This is a genomic window from Streptomyces sp. NPDC001410 (assembly GCF_042895235.1).
Taxonomy (GTDB): Bacteria; Actinomycetota; Actinomycetes; order Streptomycetales; family Streptomycetaceae; genus Streptomyces.
The window spans coordinates 125,089-143,968 of the sequence record NZ_JBIAWE010000001.1 but is presented as its reverse complement, the minus strand read 5'-3'; the positions used below and the strand labels follow the sequence as shown (position 1 = coordinate 143,968).

The window sequence follows — 18,880 nt, the reverse complement described above, 5'->3', positions numbered from 1 at the left end:
GACCAACCCTGTTCTCCGTGACCCGGCCGCGAACTTCGGCTGTCGAAATCTTTTCGACACGGACCCATTGACGGGACATGGCCGGGATGCCTAACGTCCCGGCAATCCAGTTGAAACCTTTCACGACGCCGTGGGATCGCCGCGGGCGTCGTCGAGGAGCCATCCATGACCCACCCGCCTGACCCGGGACCGGCCCCGGTGCTGGCCCTGAGGGACGTGTCCAAGTCCTTCGGCGCCGTACGCGCCCTGCGCGGCGTCTCCCTGGAGCTGTTCCCCGGCGAGGTGCACGCCCTCGCCGGCGAGAACGGCGCGGGCAAGTCGACCCTGATCAAGACGCTCGCCGGCGTGCACCGACCGGACGCCGGTCAGGTGCTGCTCGACGGCGAGCCCGTCGTCTTCCACGGCCCCGGTGACGCCCGCGACGCCGGTATCGCCGTGATCTACCAGGAACCGACCCTCTTTCCCGACCTGTCGATCGCCGAGAACATCTTCATGGGCCGCCAGCCCCGTCGCGCCCTCGGCCGGATCGACCACAAGGCCACACACGCGGCCACCGCGGCCCTGATGCGGCGGCTCGGCGTGGACCTCGACCCCGACCGCCCGGCCCGTGGCCTGTCGATCGCCGACCAGCAGATCGTGGAGATCGCCAAGGCCCTCTCCTTCGACGCCCGCGTCCTGATCATGGACGAGCCCACGGCCGCCCTGACCGGCAGCGAGATCGCCCGCCTCTTCGGCGTCGTCAGCACCCTGCGCGAACAGGGCGCCGCCGTCCTGTTCATCTCCCACCGGCTGGAGGAGATCTTCCGGATCTGCCGGCGGGTGACCACGCTGCGGGACGGGGCCAGGATCGCCGCCGAGCCCCTCGACGGCATGACCGAGGACGACCTGGTCCGCCGCATGGTCGGCCGCGACCTGGACGAGCTGTACCCCAAGCAGGACGTCACGCCCGGCCAAGTCGCCCTGAGCGTGCGCCGGCTGACCCGCGAGGGCGTCTTCAACGACGTCTCCTTCGAGGTCCGGCGCGGCGAGATCGTCGGCCTCGCCGGGCTCGTCGGCGCGGGTCGCACCGAGGTCGCCCGCGCGGTCTTCGGCGTCGACCGCTGGGACGCGGGGGAGGTCGAGGTCGACGGCCGCAGGCTCACCAACGGCGCGCCCTCCACCGCGATGGCCGCCGGACTCGCCCTGGTCCCCGAGGACCGGCGCGCGCAGGGCCTGGTGATGGACATGTCCATCGAACGCAACATCGGCCTGACCGGGCTGCGTACGGCGGTGAAGGCCGGGCTGGTGGACCGTGGCGCCGAACGCATCCGCTCCCTCGACTGGGCGGTGAAGCTCCAGGTGAAGTACGCCCGGATCGCCGACGCCGTCTCCACTCTCTCCGGCGGCAACCAGCAGAAGGTCGTCCTCGCCAAGTGGCTGGCCACCGGCCCGAAGGTACTGATCGTGGACGAGCCCACCCGCGGCATCGACGTCGGCACCAAGGCCGAGGTCCACCGGCTGCTGTCCCAGCTCGCCGCCGACGGGGTCGCCGTCCTGATGATCTCCTCCGATCTGCCCGAGGTCCTCGGCATGGCCGACCGCGTGCTGGTGATGCACGAGGGCCGGATCACCGCCGAGATCCCCCGCTCCGAAGCCACCGAGGAAACCGTGATGGCCGCAGCCACCGGGAGGGCCGCCGCATGACGGTGACCGCGCCCGACCACGCACCGCCCGCCGAGGCGCCGCGGTCCAGCGGCACCCGCCTGGTCGACCGCGTCTTCAAGATGCGCGAACTCGCCATCATGGTCGTCTTCCTGGTGATGATCGCCGTCACCCAGGCGGGCAACAGCGAGTTCCTGTCCGAGCAGGGCATCAAGGACCTGCTGCTCAACGCCACGATCCTGGTCCTGGTCGCCACCGGCCAGTCCCTGGTGGTGATCACGAGGAACGTCGACCTGTCCGTCGGCTCCACCCTCGGCATCAGCGCCTTCGCGGCCGGCACCTACCTCCACGGAGGCGGGAACCCCGTCGTCGCGATCGCCCTCGCCGTCCTGCTCGGCATCGGCTTCGGTCTCCTGAACGGCCTGCTCGTCAGCCTCGGCCAGGTGCCCGCGCTCGTCGTCACCCTCGGCACCCTCTACATCATCCGCGGCATCGACTCGATCTGGGTCGGCTCCCGGCAGATCACCGCGGCCGATCTCCCCGGCGGATTCGTGGACTTCGGCTCCGGCGGACTCTCCGCGATCCCCTGGCCGGCCCTGATCGCCCTCGCCGTACTCGTCGCCACCGCCTACTACCTCAGACACTTCGGCAGCGGGCGTGAACTGTACGCCCTCGGCTCCAACCCGGAGGCCGCCCGCCTCGCCGGCATCCCCGTCCGCAAGCGGATCCTGGCCGCCTACACCCTCTGCGGCGCCCTGGCCGGCCTCGCCGGCGCCCTGTACCTGGCCCGGTTCGGCAACGTCGACTCCGGCACCGGCAACGGTTACGAACTCACCGTCGTCAGCGCGGTCGTGGTCGGCGGCGTCGCCTTCACCGGCGGCTCCGGCAGCGTCTACGGCGCCGCCCTCGGCGGACTGCTGCTCACCTCGATCAACAGCGTGCTGCCCGCCCTCGGCGTCAGCTCCGTCTGGGTGCTCGCCATCAACGGCGTCCTGCTGCTGCTCGCCATCGCCGTCGACCGGATCGTCGCACTGCGGGTGGCCGCCGCCCTGAAGAAGAGGAAGGCCCGCCATGCCTGAGTCCCTGACACGCGCGGTCCGCTGGGACACGGTGGTCGGTGCGCTCCTGGTCGTCCTGTTGCTGTTGTCGTTCGGCACGGTCGACGGCTTCGGGAACGCCCTGAATCTGTCGTTCCTGATCGGCAACACGCTGCCGATCGCCCTGATCGCCCTGCCCATGACGCTGCTCGTCGTCTCCGGTGAGATCGATCTGTCGGTGGCTTCCACCGCCGGCCTGTCGGGCGCGGTGATGGGCAGGCTGTGGAACGAGGGCATGGCCATCGAGACGATCATCCCGATCTGTCTCCTGCTCGGCGTGGTGTGCGGGCTGGTCAACGGCCTCCTCGTCACCCGGCTCGGGCTGCCCTCCCTCGCCGTCACCATCGGCACGCTCGCCGCCTACCGGGGCATCGCGCAGATCGTGCTCGGCTCCGACGCGGTGACCGACTTCCCCACGCAGTACCTGGACTTCGCGGCGGGGCGGATCGGGAACACGTTCATCCCGCATGCCTTCCTGCCCTTCCTCGTGCTGCTCGCCATCGCGGTGGTCGTCCTGCACGCCACCCCGTTCGGCCGGTCGCTGTTCGCGATCGGTGCCAACGAGGAGGCGGCGCGGTTCGCCGGGATCCGGGTCAGGCGGCACAAGCTGATTCTGTTCACGGTGACCGGGTCGATGGCCTCGCTCACCGGGATCTTCTGGGCTCTGCACTACGCCAGTGCGCGTTACGACAACGCCACCGGGCTCGAACTCTCCGTCGTCGCCGCCGTGTTGCTCGGCGGGATCGACTTCGACGGCGGTAAGGGCACGTTGGGCGGTGCGATCGCCGGGGTGTTCCTGCTCGGTGCGCTGCAGAACGTGATGAGCCTGCTGAACGTCTCCGCGCAGTCGCAGATTGTTGTGACCGGCGTGCTGCTGGTCGTCTCCGTGCTCGGCCCCCGGGTCGCACGCCAGATCGCGGTGGCGAAGGCGAGCCGCAGAGCCGCCGCCTCGACTCCCGCCTCCTAACCTCCGCTCACCCCGTAAAGGACCGTCGCCATGCGCAAGTCATCCCTTCGCCGCTCCGGCGCCACCCTCGCCGCGGCCACCTCCCTCGCCCTCGCCCTCACCGCCTGCGGCGGCACCACCAAGAACGACGTCAAGTCGGAGAACACCTCGGCCGCCTCCGCCGGCAAGGCCGATCCGAACGCGGCCACCAAGAAGGGGCTGACCGTGGGCTTCCTGCCCAAGCAGGTCAACAACCCGTACTTCACCACCTCCGACAAGGGCGGCGAGAAGGCCCTCGCCGAACTGGGCTCCAAGTACAAGGAGGTGGGCCCGAGCAGCGCCACCGACACCGCCGGGCAGGTGAGTTATGTCAACACCCTCACCCAGCAGCAGGTGAACGCGATCGCCGTGTCCGCGCAGGACCCGGGGGCGCTGTGCACCGCGCTCAAGCAGGCCATGAGCAACGACATCAAGGTCGTCACCTACGACTCCGACACCAACCCCGGCTGCCGCAACGCCTTCGTCTCGCAGGCGTCCGCCGAGGACCTGGGCCGTACCGAGGTGCAGTTGCTGGCCGAGCAGATCGGGTACAAGGGCGAGATCGCGGTCCTGTCGGCCGCGCAGACCGCGACGAACCAGAACACCTGGATCGGCTACATGAAGGACGAGCTGAAGGATCCCAAGTACAAGAACATCACGCTGGTCAAGATCGCTTACGGCAACGACGACGCCCAGCAGTCCTTCCAGCAGACCCAGGGCCTGCTCCAGGAGCACCCGAACCTGAAGGGGATCATCTCCCCGACCACCGTCGGCATCAAGGCGGCCGCGCAGTACCTGTCCGGCTCCAAGTACAAGGGCAAGGTCAAGCTGACCGGCCTCGGCACCCCCAATGACATGCGCAAGTACGTCAAGAACGGCACCGTCGACGCCTTCGAGCTGTGGGACCCGGCGGGGCTCGGCGACCTCGCCGCCCGCACCGCCGTCGCCCTGGCGTCCGGGCAGATCACCGGCAAGGAGGGCGAGACCTTCAAGGCCGGCGACACGACGTACACCATCGGCAAGGACGGCGTGATCAACCTCGGCAAGCCGACCGTGTTCGACGCCAAGAACATCGACCGGTTCAACTTCTAGTGACCGAGGGGCTGTTGATGCAGCGCGTGTGCTTCCTGCTGAAGGTCCGGGCGGACCGGCTCGACGAGTACCGCGAGCGGCACGCCGCCGTGTGGCCGGAGATGCTCGACGCTCTGCGGGCGACCGGCTGGCACAACTACTCGCTCTTCCTGCGCGAGGACGGCCTGCTCGTCGGTTACCTGGAGACCGAGGACTTCGCCGCAGCCCAGGCCGGCATGGAGGCCACCGACATCAACGCCCGCTGGCAGGCGGAGATGGCGCCGTTCTTCGAGTCGTTGGACGGCGCCCGGCCCGACGAGGCCATGAAACCGCTCACCGAAGTGTTCCACCTGGCCCGACCCCTGGAGCCTTGCTGATGAGAAGACGCACCGTGCCGGCGACCGCCCTCCTGGCCGCCGTCGCGGCCCCCGGCACCGCGAAGGCGGCCGACCCCGGCCCGTCCGTCACCAAGAAGGGCACCACCCGACTCGACGGCCAGGCCCTCTACTTCGTGTCCTACGACGGCCTGGTCAACAACAACTCCTTCCAGAAGAACGGCCTGCTGACCTACAAGGGCCACCAGTACGCCGCCTGGTACACCTCGACCCGCAACGCCGTCGTCGCCCGCCGGGTCCTCGGCGGCTCCACCTGGTCGACCGTCACCCTGTCCCACACCCTCAAGAGCGACGACTCCCACAACGTCATCTCCATGGGCGTCTCGAAGACCGACGGCCGCCTCCACCTCACCATGGACTCCCACAGCGACGGCTTCTTCTACGTCAAGTCCGTCGCCGGACTCCTCGACAACCCCGCGTCCACGTCCTGGACCTCGTCCGTCTTCGGTGCCGTACGGACGACCCTCGACGGGCTCGCGCTCGCCTCGCAGTTCACCTACCCCCAGTTCGTCTCCACGCCCGAGGGCAGGCTCCAGCTCAGCTACCGGGTCGGCATCTCCGGCAACGGCCGTAACGCCCTTGCCGAGTACGACGGTTCGTCCTGGACCGCGCTGGGGGAGTGGACCAGCTCCACCGGCACCTACGCCGGCTCGCACGGCTCCGGCACCGCCCGCAACATGTACCTGCACGGCATCGACTACGACACGAGCGGCCGGCTGCACGCCTTCTTCACCTGGCGCGAACAGAACGCCGCCGTGATGTGCAACAGCGGCGGCATCACCAACCACGACACCGGCTATGTCCACTCCACCGACCGCGGCCGCACCTGGCGCAACGACGCGGGCACGGTCGTGGGCACCACCGGCACCTCGGACACGGTCGCCGTGGGCGATGCCGGGCTCGTCGTCGACTCCCTGAACCCGGACCACTCCCTGATGAACCAGGAGAGCCAGGCCACCGACTCGGCCGGCCTGCCGCACGCGATCATCAGCTACGTCCCCGGCCGCTTCGGCCAGTGCACCACGAACTACGTCGCCGACCGCACCGCGCACGGCCGCGCCTTCCACCTGCGCAAGAACTCTTCCGGCAGCTGGCAGAAGACCGAGATCCCCGTCGCGCTGAACTCCAGCCAGCGCACCAAACTGGTCCTGGACAGGTACGACAACGCCTACGCGATCTTCCCGTACGGCCGGATCGCCGGCGCCTCCAAGTCCTCCGGGTACACGGACTGGGCGCTGCTGTACGACGGCGGCGACCTGAACGCGTTCGGAGAGGTCGTGATCGACGAAATGCGCGTGCGGGCGGACAACGTGCTGTCCTTCATGTACCAGGAGAAGTCGAGCGGCACCACCCCCTCGCCCCTGCATGTCGTGGACTTCGCACTCCCCGCATGACCGGTCTGTTCTGGGCGGCGATGACGGTAATGTGAAGGCCTTCCCGCCGCCCCTCGTTTCCCTGGAGGTCCCCGCCCGATGGCCCAGTCGGTGGGTATCAAGGACGTCGCCCGCGCCGCCGGAGTGTCGGTGGGCACGGTGTCGAACGTCATCAACCGCCCGGACACCGTCGCCAGCGAGACCCGGGCCCGGGTGCTGTCCGCGATCGACCGGCTCGGCTACGTCCGCAGCGAGTCCGCGCGCCAGCTGCGCGCGGGCCGCAGCCGGATCATGGGCCTGCTCGTCCTCGACATGGGCAACCCCTTCTTCGTGGACGTCGCACGCGGGGCCGAGCGGGCCGCGCGCGAGGCCGGGGTCGGCGTGATGGTCTGCAACAGCGCGCAGGACGCGGCCGAGGAGGCCGAGTACCTCTCCCTCTTCGCCGAGCAGCGGGTGCGCGGGGTGCTGCTCACCCCGGCCGACGCCACCGGCCGCAACATCGCGGCCTTCCGCCGGCACGGCATCCCGTTCGTGCTGGTCGACCGGGTCGCCGAGGGCACCACCGAGTGCTCGGTCTCCGTGGACGACGTGGCGGGCGGCGCCCTCGCCGTCCGCCACCTGGTCGACGCCGGGCACCGCTCCATCGCCTACGTCAGCGGCCCGCCCGGACTCAACCAGGTCCGCGACCGCCGCACCGGCGCGCTGAACGCCCTCGCCGAGGCCGGACTCGGCCCGGACGCGCTGCGCGAGCTGCCCACCGAGCGGCTCGACGTGGCCGCCGGCCGGGACGCGGGCGCCCGCCTGCTCGGCCTCGCCGACCGCCCCACCGCCGTCTTCTGCGCCAACGACCTGCTCGCGCTCGGTGTCCTGCAGGCCATGTACGCGGCGGGCGTCACCGTTCCGGACGACCTCGCGATCGTCGGCTACGACGACATCGAGTTCGCCGCCGCGGCCGCCGTACCGCTGACCTCCGTACGGCAGCCGGCCGTCACCATGGGCGCCCTGGCCGCCGAGCTGCTGCTGGAGGAGGCCGAGACCGAGGGCGGAGTCGGCGCCCATGAGCACCGGCGCGTGGTGCTCCAGCCGGAGCTGGTGGTGCGCCGCTCCAGCCTGGCCGCCCGCTGACCGGAAGTTCAGTAACGAACCATGATCCCGGGGCTCGGCTCACCGCCGTCCATGTGCTGAACTGGGACGCGTCCGACCCATCCGTCCCGGGAGACCCGTTGAGCATCAGTTACCGCCAGCCCGGCGTCGTCCTCACCGACCGTCACTTCACCGTGCCCCTCGACCACGGCGACCCCGACGGCGAGACCATCGAGCTGTACGCCCGGGAGGCCGTCGCCAGTGACAAGGCGGGCCAGGACCTGCCCTGGCTGCTGTATCTGCAGGGCGGGCCCGGCTTCGGGGCGAACCGTTTCATCGGACGGCAGGCCTGGCTCGACCGCGCCCTCAAGGACTACCGCGTCCTCCTGCTCGACCAGCGCGGCACCGGCCGCTCCACACCCGCCACCCGGCAGACGCTCCCGCTGCGCGGCGGCCCCGCCGAGCAGGCCGGCTACCTCACCCGCTTCCGCGCCGACTCGATCGTCCGCGACTGCGAGGCCATCCGCACCGAGGTGACGGGCGGCGCCCCCTGGACCGTGCTCGGCCAGAGCTTCGGCGGCTTCTGCACGGTGTCGTACCTCTCCCTGGCCCCCGAGGGGCTCAGCACCGCCGTCATCACCGGCGGACTGCCCTCCCTCGACGCCCACGCCGACGACGTCTACCGGGCCGCCTACCCGCGCATCGAACGCAAGGTCGCCGCGCACTACGCCCGTTACCCCCAGGACGTGGAGCGGGCCCGTCGCATCGCCGACCACCTCCTCACCCACGACGTCGTGCTGCCGGGCGGCTACCGCCTCACCGTGGAGGCGTTCCAGTCCCTGGGCCTGATGCTCGGCGCGAGCGACGGCAGCCACCGGCTGCACTACCTCCTGGAGGACGCCTTCGTCCGCACTCCCGGCGGCTTCGACCTGTCCGACGCCTTCCAGGAAGCGGTCCAGGGCCTGCTGTCGTATGCGGGGCACCCGCTGTACGCGCTCGTCCACGAGGCGATCTACGGCCAGGACGCCCGGCCCACCGCCTGGGCCGCCGAGCGGGTCCGCACGGAGTTCCCGCAGTTCGACGCGGCCAAGGCGATCGCCGGCGACGCCCCGGTGCTGTTCACGGGCGAGACGGTCCACCCCTGGATGTTCGACACCGACCCGGCCCTGCGCCCGCTGCGCGAGACCGCCGAGCTGCTCGCCGCCCGCACCGAGTGGGAGCCGCTGTACGACCCCGCCCGCCTCGCCGCCAACGAGGTTCCGGTCGCCGCGGCGATCTACCACGACGACATGTACGTGGACACCGCCCACTCCCTGCGGACCGCCCGCGCCGTCCGCGGCCTGCGCACCTGGGTGACCGACGAGTTCGAGCACGACGGCCTGCGTGCCGGAGCGCCCCGGGTCCTGGACCGGCTGCTCGCGCTGACCCGCGACGAGGTGTGAGGCAGGGTGCGGCACGACGCGCCTTCCCCGAGGGCCCTGGCCGGTGTCCGGGCGGCGCTCACCGGGGAGGGCGCCGAAGAACGCCGTACCGCACTGGGCCTCGGCCCGGCCTCCGTGTCCGTCCTGCTGAGCGCCGGGGGCGCCTCCGCCACCCCGCACACCGCCGTCGTACCGCCCGCGAGAAACCCACGCTGAAAAAGGAGTTGCGACACGGGCCCGGCCGCATAGTCTGCGGCCATGAGCGAGCCGAAGATCACCCAGCTCCGGCCCCTGCCCGATGACTGGCAGCGCGCCCTCGCCGTCGTCGCGCACCCCGACGACCTGGAGTACGGGTGCTCGGCCGCGGTCGCCGCCTGGACCGATGCGGGCCGCGAGGTCGCCTATGTCCTGGCCAGCCGCGGCGAGGCGGGCATCGACACACTCGACCCCGCCGCCTGCGGTCCGCTGCGCGAGCGCGAGCAGCGGGCGAGCGCGGCCGTCGTCGGCGTCACCGCCGTGGAGTTCCTCGGCCACCGGGACGGCGTCATCGAGTACGGCCCCGCGCTGCGCCGCGACATAGCCGCCGCGATCCGCCGCCACCGCCCCGAACTCGTCATCACCCTCAACCACCGCGACACGTGGGGCGGTGTCGCCTGGAACACCCCGGATCACGTCGCCGTGGGCCGCGCCACGCTGGACGCGGCCGCGGACGCCGGGAACCGCTGGATCTTCCCGGAACTCGCCGAGCAGGGACTGGAGCCCTGGAACGGGGTCCGCTGGGTGGCCGTCGCCGGTTCCAGCAGCCCCACGCACGCAGTGGACGCTACGGTCGGCCTGGAGCGCGCGGTGGGCTCCCTGCTGGAACACCGCACCTACATAGAGGCGTTGACCGAACAGGACCCGGAGACTTACGTCCGCGACTTCCTGACCGAGACGACCACCGCCACCGGGGAACGCTTCGGCGGGAAGCCGGCGGTGGCCTTCGAACTGTTCCACCGATAGCCGAGATGACGAACCACCACCGAACGGGGACCCCATGAACGGCACCGACCTCCTCGCCGACCGCTTCGAGGAGCACCGCGGGCAACTGCGCGCGGTGGCCTACCGGATGCTCGGCTCGCTCGCCGAGGCGGAGGACGCGGTCCAGGAGGCGTGGCTGCGGCTCGGCCGCAGCGACACGGACGAGATCAGGAACCTCGGCGGCTGGCTGACCACGGTCGTCGGCCGGGTCTGCCTGGACATGCTGCGCTCGCGCACCGCCCGCCGCGAGGAGCCGATCGACGACACGTTCGTCCCCGACCCGATGGTCCGTCCGCTGTCCCAGGTGGATCCGGAGGCGGAGGTGCTGGAGGCGGATTCGGTCGGGCTCGCCCTGCTCGTCGTCCTGGAGACCCTGGACCCGGCCGAGCGGCTGGCGTTCGTCCTGCACGACATGTTCGCCGTGCCCTTCGACGACATCGCCGCGATCGTGGAGCGCACCCCGGCCGCCACCCGGCAGCTGGCCAGCCGGGCCCGCCGCCGGGTGCAGGGGGCGACCCCCGCGGTCGACCCGGATCTCGGCCGGCAGCGGCAGGTGGTCGACGCCTGGCTGGCCGCCTCGCGCGGCGGCGACTTCGACGCGCTGCTCGCCCTGCTCCACCCGGACGCGACGCTGCGCGCCGACGCCGGCGCCCTGGTGCGCGGAGCGGCCGCGTCCAAGGCCGTGCACGGGGCGCGGACGGTCGCCGAACAGGCCTCGATGTTCTCCCAGTTGGCGGTGTACGCCCGCCCGGTGCTGGTCAACGGCGCGGTGGGCCTGGTCACCGCGCCCGAGGGACGGCCCGTGTCGGTCACGGCGTTCACGATCGTCGACGGACGGATCACCGGCCTGTACATCCTCGCCGACCCCGACCGCATCGCCGCGCTGGACCTGCCCGTGCTGGAGGGGTGACCCGACCGCCGTGGTCAGGACAGTTCCGCAGGTCAGTAGGCTGGACGGTATGCCGGATCAGACCACCGACCCCTCCGCCCTGCGCGGCGACTGCGCCCAGTGCTTCGGGCTGTGCTGCGTCGCCCTGCCCTTCGCCGCCTCCGCGGACTTCGCCCTCGACAAGCCCGCGGGCAAACCCTGCCCCAACCTCCGGGGCGACCACCGCTGCGGCATCCACGCGGACCTGCGGAACACGGGCTTCACCGGCTGCACGGTCTACGACTGCTTCGGCGCGGGGCAGAAGGTCTCGCAGCTCACCTTCGGCGGGCAGGACTGGCGTACGGGCTCGAAGGAGCACGCCCGTCGGATGTTCGACGTGTTCCCGGTCGTGCGCCGGCTGCACGAACTGCTCTGGTACCTGACCGAGGCACTGGGCCTCGACGCCGCCCGGCCCGTCCACGCCGATCTGCGCAGGGCGCTGGAGCAGACCGAGCGGCTCACCCGGCAGACCCCCGAGGAGCTGGCCGCGCTGGACGTGGCCGCACACCGGCAGGAGGTCAACGTGCTCCTGCTCCGCACCAGCGAACTGGTCCGAGCGAGCGTCACCGACGGCAAGGGCGGCAAGGGGATCAACGGCAAGAAGGGCAAGGGGAAGGGAAAGGGGAAGGACCGGCGGGGCGCCGATCTCATCGGGGCCCGGCTCAGCGGCGCCGACCTGCGCGGTGCCAGCCTGCGCGGTGCCTACCTCATCGCCGCCGACCTCACCGGAGCCGACCTGCGCGGAGCCGACATGATCGGCGCCGACCTGCGCGACGCCGACCTGACCGACGCGGACCTCACCGGCGCCTTCTTCCTCACCCAGCCACAGCTGAACGCAGCCCGGGGCAGCGCCGGCACCAGGCTGCCGGAGTCACTCACCCGCCCCGTGCACTGGGCAGCGGCCGGCTGACCCCGAGCCGTCGTCCGGGACCGTGACCGGTGTGGCCGCCGCGGGCACGGGGGCGGTGCGGCGCTCCAGGTGCATCCGCAGGCCCTCCGGCATCAGCGTCAGACGCTCGGTGACCCGGAGCCGGTAGTCCGGGTCCGGCCGCAGCTCGTAGCGGCGCAGCAGCAGCCCGAGGACGAGGGTCGCCTCGTGCAGGGCGAACTGGCGGCCGATACAGGCCCGCGCGCCGGTCCCGAACGGCTTGAAGGTGTGCGGCGGACGGGCGCGCACGGCGGCGGCGTCGAACCGGTCCGGGTCGAACCGCTCGGGGTCCTCGCCCCACACCTCCGGGTCGCGGTGCAGCATCGGCAGCAGCACCAGCGCCCAGGCGCCGCGCCGCATCGGATGCTCCCCGGCCAGCACCGTGTCCTGCCGGGCCTCCCGGGCGTAGCCGGGCGCGGTCGGCCACAGCCGCAGCGACTCGTCCAGCACCCGGCGGACGTAGCGCAGCTTGGCGACCTGGTCGTAGCCGGGCTCCGGGGTGTCGCCCCAGACGCGGTCCACCTCGGCGCGGGCCCGGGCGGCGACCTCCGGGTGCCGGGCCAGGTAGTACAGGGCGAAGGAGAGCGCGCCCGAGGTGGTCTCGTGGCCCGCCACCAGGAACGTGATCACCTGCTTGCGGACGTTCTCCGCCGACAATCGCTCCCCGGTCTCGGGGTGGGCCGTCGCCAGCATGCGGTCCAGCAGGTCCCCGTCCCCGCCGCCCGAGCGGCGCCGGGCCGCCACCAATTCGTCGACCGTGCGGTCGAGATGGGCGATGTCGGCCGCGTTGCGCCGGGAGGCACCGCGCAGCAGCAGCGGTGCCAGCGGCACGGGCACGCTGTTCAGCCGCTGGGCATAGGTGAGCGTGCCCACCATCGCCGACACGAAGGGGTGCGGCCGGTCCCGCTCGAAGGAGCCGAAGTCGTGCCCGAACCCGGTGCGCGAGATCGTCTCCAGGGTCAGCTTGGTCATGTCGCCGGGCACGTCCACCGCCCGCCCGGCCGCCAGCTCCCGGTCCCAGTGACCGGTCAGCCGCTCGGCGACCGCCAGCATCATGCCGTGGTAGCCCTCCATGGCCTCCCGGGTGAAGCCGGGCGCGAGGACGTCGTGGGCCAGCTGCCAGTTCGGCTCGTGGTTGTACGCCGTGAACAGGCCGTCGCCGGCGACCGGGCGCAGATTGGCGATCCCGAGGCCCACATGCTTGGCGAACCGGGACTCGTCGGCGAGATCGGCGACCAGGCGTGAGCCCCACAGGAACACGAACTCGTTCCCGAAGGCCCGGCGCCGGAAGATCGGGCCCAGTTCCCGCCCGAAGCGCATCGAGTCCTGCACGGGCCGGCGCCGGTCGACGCCCAGCACATCGCCGGCCAGCGGCAGCCGGCGCGGCGGATGCGGGATGCGGTGCAGCTCCGGCCAGCCCTGCTCGGCGCCCCGGAACCCCTTGGGCAGCCCGGTCTCCCTCGTCCCCGCCATGACGCGATCTCCCTTGATCCAGCGGATGGTCGAACCTGTGACGCGCGCGTGTTGTACGTGAGTTCAATAACGTTTTCAGTGTGGTCCGCTTGTTGAACTCGCGTCAAGTAAAGTGACGCCATGCCCGCGAACCAGGGGGAGCGAGCCCGGCGCAGACTCAGCACCGAGGAACGCCGTGAGCAGCTGTTGTCGGTCGGCGCGAGGCTGTTCTCGGAGAGCCCCTACGACGACGTGTGGATCGAGCAGGTCGCCGAGATCGCCGGAGTCTCCCGCGGGCTGCTGTACCACTACTTCCCGACCAAGCGGGACTTCTTCGCCGCGGTCGTGGAGCGCGAGAGCGAGCGGATGCTGCGCATGACGGCGGCGGTCCCCGGGGTGCCCGTGCGCGAGCAGCTGGCCGCCGGCCTCGACACCTATCTCGGCTACGTCGAGGCCCACGCCCACGGCTTCCGTGCCTTCCACCGCGCCGACGCGGCCGGCGACCAGGCCGTGCGCCGCGTCTACCAGCGGGCCCTCGCCGCCCAGGAGCAGCAGATACTCGCCGCGCTGGCCGCGGACCCCGAGTTCGGTCCCGTCCTCGACAGCGCCCCGCACGTGCGCCTGGCCGTGCGCGGCTGGCTCGCCTTCACCACGGCCGTCTGCCTGGAGTGGCTGCGCGACGGCGGGCTGACCCGGGACCAGGTGCGCGACCTGTGTGCGCGCGCCCTGCTGGGGGTCCTCGCGTAAATCCCCGTCTTTGCCGGGCGTGGTTGGCGCGCGCCCGGATCTTCGGTAGGTTAGGCAAGGCTTACCTAAGGAGGTCTCGGGATGGGTGACACGCAGGACTGGGCGGCCGGACCAGGCGCGGCGGAGCGGGCGCGGTCGGTGCTCGCCGCCGCGTGGTCGTGCGGGGTGACCGCGGACGGTGCCCGCGAGGAGTACGTCGGCGCGCACTCCGTGACCGAGGACGGCGGGGTGCTGCTCGACGTGCCCGAGGACAGCGCCCTGCTAGCGGCCGCGTTCTGCTCCCCGCGCGGGGAACCGTCGGCCGTGCTGGAGTTCGCCGACGTGGCCCCCGTCCCGGTACGGCAGCGCATCCGCGCCAGGCTGTGGCTGGCCGGCTGGTTCGCCCCCGCCGGTGGCGACGGCTCGCTGCTCTTCCGGCCCACGCGGGTGGTGCTGTGGCAGCCGTCCGGTGCCGTGCTCGTCGACCTCGACGAGTTCGCCGCCGCCCGGCCCGACCCGCTGGCACTCGCCGAGGCCGGGCTGCTGACCCACCTCGCCGACGCCCACCCGGACGCCGTCGAACGGCTCACCCGGCTCGTGCGGCCCGAGAGCCTGCACGCCGCGACCCGGGTGACGCCCCTCGCCGTCGACCGGCACGGCCTCACCCTGCGCATCGAACGCACCCGCGCCCACGGCGACGTACGCCTGACGTTCCACACGCCTGCCGACGACGTCACCCAGTTCACCGAACGCATGCATGCACTACTGGCCCAGGCGAGCGCCGCGGCCTGCCCGCGTGCGCTCCTGCGGCAGCGTGCGGAGGGTGACAGGTGAGGCGAACGGCGGGCGCATGAGGGGCAGTTCGCGCCGTTCGGTGGCCGCGTGGGGGACGCCGGCTGGTTGCGGTGCGTTCCTTCGGTAGCGCTACAACGGCAACGCGCAGACAGCGACCGGTGACGCGAACGGCTCGCCCGTCAGGCGCAGTTCGCCGCTCTTGGCGTCCACGTGGAAGACGCTGACCGTGCCGGAGCGCTGGTTCGCCGCGAACAGCAGTCGGCCGTCCGGAGAGAAGGCGATCTGGCGGGGGAAGTCCCCGGCCACCGGCACCGTGCCGAGCAGCCGCAGCCGGGCGCCGTCCGCCTCGACGGCGTAGCGCGCGATGCTGTTGTGGCCGCGGTTGGCGAGGAAGGCGTACGAGCCGTTCGCGGTCACCAGGATCTGCGCCGGGTAGTTGGTGTCGGAGTCCGAGCCCGTGGGCTGCGGGTCGCCGACGGTCAGGCGCCCGGTGGCCGGGTCGTAGGCGCAGACGGAGACGGTGTCGTCCACCTCGTTGGCCAGGTAGGCGTACCGGCCGCCGGGATGGAAGGTCAGATGGCGCGGGCCCGCGCCCGGCCGGGCGCGCGCCTGGGACGCCTCGGTGAGCGTGCCCTTCGCCTGGTCGAGGCGGTAGGTGTAGACGGTGTCGGTGCCGAGGTCGACGGCGAGGACGTGAGCGCCGTCCGGACCGGTGATGAACTGGTGTGCGTGCGGGCCCTGTTGGCCCGGGCCCGGTGGCGGCGTCGAGTGCGTGACCAGCTCTGTGCGCTCGCCGAGGGCGCCCGAGGAGTCGATGGGGTGCACGGCGACGCTGCCCGACCCGTAGTTGGCGCTCAGCAGCCAGCGGCCGCCCGGGTGGACCGACAGATGGCAGGGGCTCGCCCCGCCGGTGCTCCGGCTGCCGAGGATCCGCCGGTCGGCGACGCGTACGGCGGTGACCGCGCCGTCCTGGCGCTCGTCGACCGCGTACAGCGTGCGGCCGTCCGGATGCAGCGCCAGATAGGACGGGTCGGGCACTGAGGTGATCGTCCCCGTGCCGGTGATCCGGCCGGACGCCGGGTCGTAGGTGGCCAGTCCGATTCCGGTGCCGCCACCCTCGACGGAGGTGTAGGTGCCGAGGTAGAGCGGGTGGGGGCGGGGGTCCTTCCGGGGCAGCCGATCCGCCGGCCGGGTCGCCGGTCCCTTGGCTGCGGGCGGTGCGCCGGCCGCCGGCGGGGCCGCCGGCGCGGGCACCGCCACCACGGCGGCCGTGCCCGCCACCACTCCGACGAACCGGCGCCTGGTCCAGCTGCCCCCCTGCTCTCGGCTTCGCCCGAGCAGGGGGGATCCCCGTCGCGTCGCCCGCGCGTCCCTGTCCATCCCGCACCTCAGGTCATCGGTTGCCCCGCTCGTGACAGTCACCTTGGCGTGGATCCACCGGCAAAGGCAAGAACGGCAACGGGCGTTGCGCAGGATGCAATGGCTGTCGGGCTACCACTCCCCGTCCTCGACCGGCTTGCCCGGCGCGTCCTTCAGCGGTGTCACCTGGCCCGGGTGCGGCTTCTGCCAGGGGTCCAGATCGTCCCCGAGCCAGTCGCCGACCGGCTTGACGCCCTCCAGGGTCTCGGTGGGAGCGAGATCCTCGGCGTCCTCGTCGTAGTAGTCGAACCAGGGCAGCCCCGCGCTTGTGTAGGCCGCCCGGTCCACCGGTGACGGCGGCGGTGCCTCGCCCGTGATGCGGCGCCACTCCGGGGGCGTGACCAGGTGGACGAACACCCGCCCGGAGGGTGTCCCGGCCCAGTCCGTCAGCGGCCGGTCGTCCGCGTAGACCTCCTGGCGCATCGAGCCTCCGACCCCGAGGCCCATGGCCGCCGCGCGCCGCGGGGGCGCGGTGGCCGGCCCGCCGGGCGCGGCCGGGCCGGAGGGAGGCGGCAGGGGCCCGCCGGGTGCGGCGGCGGCCATGGGGAGCGGCGCGCCGTAACCGCGGAACTTCGCGGCCGCCCGCGCCTTCCGCTCCCGCTCCCGCTCCTGGCGCCGCCACTCACCCAGGGCCTCGTCCGTCAGCGGGAACGACTGCAGCTGTACGCCGCCCCACACCTCCTCGCCCGTGACCTGCCCCTCCACGGTCGCACCGAGACCGAGCGGTACGGCGACGAACTGGCGGACCGTCCCCTTGCCCGAGTTGATGCCGTCCAGCCAGGGCTGGCGGGGCAGCACCACGTAGTTCTGCGGGTCACGGGAGAGCCGGTCGCGCCACGGCTTGCCGGAGACGGCGCACACCTTGCCCACGCCGACCTGGAGGGCGGCCGGCTCCTTCGTACCGGCGAAACTCAGCCACATCGCCTCGCGCAGATACACCGGCAGCATCACGCCGCCGCGCGCCCGCCACTCCTCGGGGACCCGGTCGGCGTAGTCGGACACCCGCCTGACCGGGAACTCGCCGAGCCCCGGCGGCAGCGGATGCGTGCCCGTCTCCGGCAGCCGCAGCGTGCGGATGAACCGCACCGCCACCCCGCCGGGCAGCCGCAGCGTGTTCCCGTCGATCCGTACCCCGGTGTCGGCCATAGGCCCGCTCCCTCGCCTTTCGGTGCCGGCCCCGCCCCGGCGCTCCCTCACCGAGAACGCCCGCTGACCCCCGTCCGGTTCCGCCACAGCTCCTCCTGGACGCCGAGGCGCTCGCGCAGCCGGTTCATCCTGGGCAGCTTGGCCCGGTGTTCCCGGGACACCCGGTCCAGCTCCTCGAGCAGGCGGCGGGCGCGGTGCTCGGTGTCGAGTTCGTCGATGATCCGGTTCACCTCGGTCAGCACGGCGCCCATCAGGTGCCAGTTGGTCGAGTCCTCGCGGATCTCCTCGCCGAGCAGCTCGGCGAGCCGGTCGCGGGTGGCGGCCGCCGTGGTCAGCTCGGCCGCCAGGCGCGCCTCAGCCGATTCGGCGTTCTCGCTCAGGTGGGTGGTCACCAGCACCGCGAAGCTGACCACGGCGTCGCCGATCTCGGACAGCAGCTGTTCCACGGTCGCCCCGACCCGGGGCGGGAACAGTTCCTCGGAGCCGCGGGTCTTCGCCAGGTCCGTGAAGGTGCGGGCCAGCACCCGCAGCACGACCGTGCAGATCTCCAGTGTGTCCAGTCCGGTGCGCAGCACCACCCGGTGCAGCAGGCCCTCCTTGACGCGCGGATTGAGCCGCAGGCTGTCCTCGGCCTGCCGCAGCGCCGCGTCCACCTGGACGATGTCGTGGTCCAGCCGGCGCGCTTCGTGCAGCCGCTCGGCCGCCTGCTCCCAGGGGGTGCGGCCCGCTGCCTCCTCGCCCATCCGCAGCATCAACTGCCGTACCCGGCGTGCCAGACCATCGATCGACCGGCCCGCCTCGTCCACCCAGACCGGGGGTGGGAGCAGCAGGTTGCAGGCCATGCCGACGACCGCGCCGATCAGCGTCTCCACGATCCGCGCCCAGGCGGTGAAGCCGACCGTGGTGACCCCGAGCACCAGCATGGCGCTGATCGCCACCTCGGCCACGTACTCGTCGACGCGCACCAGGTGCCCCACGGCCAGCGAGGCCACGATGAGCAGCGCGAGGCTCCACCAGGTCAGCCCCACCAGCAGGCTGAAGGCGATGGCGACCAGCACCCCGGCCACCACCGAGTTCACCCGGCGGATGCCGTTGGTGAGCGTGGCGTAGAAGGTGACCTGGACGACCAGCAGGGCGGTCAGGGGTGCGGTCAGCGGGGCCGGCTCGGGGCTCAGGCGCAGCGCGATGACGTAGGCGATCGTGGCTGCTGCGGCCGACCGCAGCGTCTGGACGACCACCGGTTCTCCGCGGCGTCCCACCAGGCGCAGGAGTGGCTCGCTCCACTTGCGTTCGTCGTGCATCCCTTGGCCTGTTCCCATTCCGGAGGCGGATCGAACGTGATCGGTCGAGGACCGGATCTGTCCGCAACGACTTCTACATTGATCTCGCCGGTCAAGGGA

At 72.0% G+C, this 18,880-nt stretch carries 18 protein-coding genes; 14 read left to right on the top strand and 4 right to left on the bottom strand.

Going from position 1 to position 18,880, the window contains the following annotated elements; translation table 11 throughout:
• Positions 1-165: 165 nt before the first annotated feature.
• From ACFY3C_RS00650 to ACFY3C_RS00595, 12 genes are all read left to right on the top strand, one after another.
• Positions 166-1,683: a sugar ABC transporter ATP-binding protein gene (locus tag ACFY3C_RS00650; RefSeq protein WP_390769150.1), complete on the top strand. Its 1,518-nt coding sequence runs from the start codon at positions 166-168 to the stop codon at positions 1,681-1,683.
• Positions 1,680-2,720, top strand: coding sequence for an ABC transporter permease (locus ACFY3C_RS00645; RefSeq protein ID WP_390769149.1), 1,041 nt, complete (start codon positions 1,680-1,682; stop codon positions 2,718-2,720). The genes ACFY3C_RS00650 and ACFY3C_RS00645 overlap by 4 nt, the downstream gene beginning before the upstream one ends.
• The gene (locus tag ACFY3C_RS00640; protein WP_386577990.1) at positions 2,713-3,705 is read left to right on the top strand and encodes an ABC transporter permease; all 993 of its coding nucleotides are present in this window, start codon (positions 2,713-2,715) and stop codon (positions 3,703-3,705) included. The genes ACFY3C_RS00645 and ACFY3C_RS00640 overlap by 8 nt, the downstream gene beginning before the upstream one ends.
• 30 nt (positions 3,706-3,735) lie before the next feature.
• Positions 3,736-4,815 (top strand): rhamnose ABC transporter substrate-binding protein, encoded by a 1,080-nt coding sequence (rhaS, locus tag ACFY3C_RS00635; protein ID WP_390769148.1) that lies wholly within the window; start codon positions 3,736-3,738, stop codon positions 4,813-4,815.
• A gap of 17 nt (positions 4,816-4,832) precedes the next feature.
• A complete protein-coding gene (locus ACFY3C_RS00630; protein WP_390769147.1) occupies positions 4,833-5,171 on the top strand; it encodes an L-rhamnose mutarotase in 339 nt (112 codons plus the stop codon).
• Positions 5,171-6,583 carry a BNR repeat-containing protein gene (locus ACFY3C_RS00625; protein ID WP_390769146.1) on the top strand — a complete coding sequence of 471 codons (1,413 nt, stop codon included), beginning with the start codon at positions 5,171-5,173 and terminating at the stop codon, positions 6,581-6,583. Before ACFY3C_RS00630 ends, ACFY3C_RS00625 begins: the two co-directional genes overlap by 1 nt.
• A gap of 78 nt (positions 6,584-6,661) precedes the next feature.
• Entirely contained in the window at positions 6,662-7,687 is a 1,026-nt protein-coding gene (locus ACFY3C_RS00620) for a LacI family DNA-binding transcriptional regulator (protein ID WP_386577994.1), read from the top strand.
• 98 nt (positions 7,688-7,785) lie between these two features.
• Complete coding sequence (locus ACFY3C_RS00615; protein WP_390769145.1) at positions 7,786-9,087, top strand: alpha/beta fold hydrolase; 1,302 nt, start codon at positions 7,786-7,788, stop codon at positions 9,085-9,087.
• A 6-nt stretch (positions 9,088-9,093) separates the two neighbouring features.
• The gene (locus ACFY3C_RS00610) at positions 9,094-9,282 is read left to right on the top strand and encodes a hypothetical protein (protein ID WP_390769144.1); all 189 of its coding nucleotides are present in this window, start codon (positions 9,094-9,096) and stop codon (positions 9,280-9,282) included.
• Between the two features lie 42 nt (positions 9,283-9,324).
• Positions 9,325-10,068 carry a PIG-L deacetylase family protein gene (locus ACFY3C_RS00605; RefSeq protein ID WP_386577997.1) on the top strand — a complete coding sequence of 248 codons (744 nt, stop codon included), beginning with the start codon at positions 9,325-9,327 and terminating at the stop codon, positions 10,066-10,068.
• A 34-nt stretch (positions 10,069-10,102) separates the two neighbouring features.
• On the top strand, positions 10,103-10,996 hold the full coding sequence (sigJ, locus tag ACFY3C_RS00600) for an RNA polymerase sigma factor SigJ (protein ID WP_390769143.1): 894 nt from the start codon (positions 10,103-10,105) through the stop codon (positions 10,994-10,996).
• Positions 10,997-11,045: 49 nt separating this feature from the next.
• Complete coding sequence (locus tag ACFY3C_RS00595; RefSeq protein ID WP_390769142.1) at positions 11,046-11,924, top strand: pentapeptide repeat-containing protein; 879 nt, start codon at positions 11,046-11,048, stop codon at positions 11,922-11,924.
• On the opposite strand, the gene ACFY3C_RS00590 is transcribed toward ACFY3C_RS00595, so the two are convergent.
• Positions 11,886-13,415, bottom strand: a complete 1,530-nt coding sequence (locus ACFY3C_RS00590) for a cytochrome P450 (RefSeq protein WP_390769141.1) — start codon at positions 13,413-13,415, stop codon at positions 11,886-11,888. The genes ACFY3C_RS00595 and ACFY3C_RS00590 overlap by 39 nt on opposite strands.
• Before the next feature lie 120 nt (positions 13,416-13,535).
• Here ACFY3C_RS00590 and ACFY3C_RS00585 point away from each other — a divergent pair, with 120 nt between their 5' ends.
• Together ACFY3C_RS00585 and ACFY3C_RS00580 are read left to right on the top strand one after the other, a co-directional pair.
• A complete protein-coding gene (locus ACFY3C_RS00585; protein WP_386578001.1) occupies positions 13,536-14,141 on the top strand; it encodes a TetR/AcrR family transcriptional regulator in 606 nt (201 codons plus the stop codon).
• An 81-nt stretch (positions 14,142-14,222) separates the two neighbouring features.
• Positions 14,223-14,954 carry a DUF2470 domain-containing protein gene (locus ACFY3C_RS00580; RefSeq protein ID WP_390769140.1) on the top strand — a complete coding sequence of 244 codons (732 nt, stop codon included), beginning with the start codon at positions 14,223-14,225 and terminating at the stop codon, positions 14,952-14,954.
• A 90-nt stretch (positions 14,955-15,044) separates the two neighbouring features.
• Here the strand turns inward: ACFY3C_RS00580 and ACFY3C_RS00575 are convergent, their stop codons facing one another.
• The 3 genes from ACFY3C_RS00575 to ACFY3C_RS00565 form a co-directional block, all read right to left on the bottom strand.
• A complete protein-coding gene (locus ACFY3C_RS00575) occupies positions 15,045-16,196 on the bottom strand; it encodes a lactonase family protein (protein WP_390769139.1) in 1,152 nt (383 codons plus the stop codon).
• Positions 16,197-16,406: 210 nt separating this feature from the next.
• Complete coding sequence (locus tag ACFY3C_RS00570; protein ID WP_390769138.1) at positions 16,407-17,480, bottom strand: hypothetical protein; 1,074 nt, start codon at positions 17,478-17,480, stop codon at positions 16,407-16,409.
• Between the two features lie 47 nt (positions 17,481-17,527).
• Entirely contained in the window at positions 17,528-18,781 is a 1,254-nt protein-coding gene (locus tag ACFY3C_RS00565; protein ID WP_390769137.1) for an aromatic acid exporter family protein, read from the bottom strand.
• Positions 18,782-18,880 lie beyond the last annotated feature (99 nt).